Source organism: Tepidiforma sp. (genome assembly GCF_034433535.1).
Taxonomy (GTDB): Bacteria; Chloroflexota; Dehalococcoidia; order Tepidiformales; family Tepidiformaceae; genus Tepidiforma.
This window is the reverse complement of sequence record NZ_DAOUAO010000146.1, coordinates 1-1,756: the sequence shown is the minus strand read 5'-3', so window position 1 is coordinate 1,756 and position 1,756 is coordinate 1. Positions and strand designations below refer to the sequence as shown.

General features: G+C 72.1%; 1 protein-coding gene. It reads left to right on the top strand.

Annotated elements, in window-relative coordinates; genetic code table 11:
* Positions 1–146: 146 nt before the first annotated feature.
* The coding region (locus VAE46_RS08170; protein WP_322796436.1) for a CHASE domain-containing protein at positions 147–1,756 on the top strand (1,610 nt) is incomplete at its 3' end.

The window sequence follows — 1,756 nt, the reverse complement described above, 5'->3', positions numbered from 1 at the left end:
TCCAACCTTCAACCTCCCACCTCCAACCTCCCACCTCCAACCTGCTCCCGGCTCCCGGTTCCCACCTCCCCTCCAGCCCGGGCGGGGAGCAGCCGATAGCCAATCTAAGGGGAGGCGCAGGAGCGCCGCCCGGGGGGACGTGGCGCATGGCGCACGTGCGCAGGCTGCTGGGGGCAATCCGGGGCTGGCCGCTGCTGCCGGTCGCGGTAGCCTGCGCCGGGCTGACGGCGACGCTGCTGCTGACGCGGGCGGTCGACCGGGAGGCCGAGGCGCGCAACGGCGAATACCTGGAGCACGAGGCGAACCTGGTGGAGCAGCGCCTGGGCGCGCGGCTGGCGGGTTACCAGGATGTGCTGCTGGCGGGTGCGGGCCTGTTCACCGCCTCGGATGCGGTCACGGCCGAGGAGTGGCTGAACTTCCTCGAATCGATGCGGGTCTCGCAGCGGTACCCCGGCTTCCGCTCGCTGGGCTACGCGGAGGTGGTCGACCCGGCGCAGCTGCGGGCGTTCGAAGCCTCGCTGGGGCCCGGCGCGGCCGGGGTGCACTGGTTCGGGGATACCGGCCCGGGCGATGGCCCGGCCTACGTGGTGCGGTTCGTGGAGCCGCTGGAGGAGAACCGGGGCATCATCGGGCTGGCGTTCGAAGGTGAGCCGGTTCGGCGGGAAGCGGCGGACCTCGCGGCGGTCTCGGGCGAGGTGGTGATGACGCGCCCCATCAGGCTGGCGCGGGATGGGGCAGATGGGTTCGTTTTGTTCGCCCCGGTGTACAAAACCTGGCCGCCGCCCCTCGAGGCCGACCGGCGCCTGGCCGAGACGCGCGGGTGGGTGTTCGCGGCCTTCGTGAGCGAAGACTTCTTCCGAGGAGCGGTCGGGCTGCTGGTGCCGGAGGTTGAGGTGCGCGTCTCCGACGGGACGCGGGCCGATGGGGCGACCATCTTCGATTCGGGCGGAAAGCGGGTCGGCGAGCCGGAGGCGATGATGCTGCTTCTCGGCGGCCGGCTGCTGCGGGTGGAGGTCTGGCGTGGCGAAACCTTCCCGGCGCACAACGCAGCGCTCACCCGAACGGTCGTCGTCGCGGGCATCGCCCTGTCGCTCCTCAGCGCGGTACTGGTGTGGCTGCTGCAGACCTGGCGGCGCCGCGCGGAGGGACTGGCGGCGAAGCGGACGCGGCAGCTGGAGGATGCGTTCGCCCTGCAGCGCGCGATTGTCGATGGGGCGGGGCTGGCGATCGTGGCGACGGACCGGGCGGGCGTGGTGACGCTGGCGAACCCGGCGGCGGAGGCGCTCGGCTGGCGGGTGGGCCTGCCGGTCGATTTCCCGGCGCCGGGCGGCAAGTCGTTCGCCGAAGTGATCGAGCGGGTAGAGGCCGTGGGCACCTCGCAGTGCGAGGTGGAGCTGACGTCGGCCGACCGGTCGTGGGCCGAGGCGTGGGTCGTGGTGTCGAAGCTGCCAGGCGCCGACGGCAGCACCGAGGGCTACGTGATCATCGCCCGCGATATCACCGCCGAGAAGGCCGCTCAGCGCGACCTCGACCGGGTATTCGCCCATTCGATCGACATGATTGCGGTGGTCACGGCGCGCGGGCGATTCCGGCGGGTGAGCCCGGCCTGGGAGCGGACGCTGGGCTGGAAGGAAGAAGAGCTGCTGGGCCAGAGCCTCTGGCATTTCGTCCACCCCGATGACCGGGCGGAGCAGATCGCGCGGGCGAGGGCGGTGCTCGAGGGTCAGGATGTCCACGACCTGCGGGGCCGGTTCCG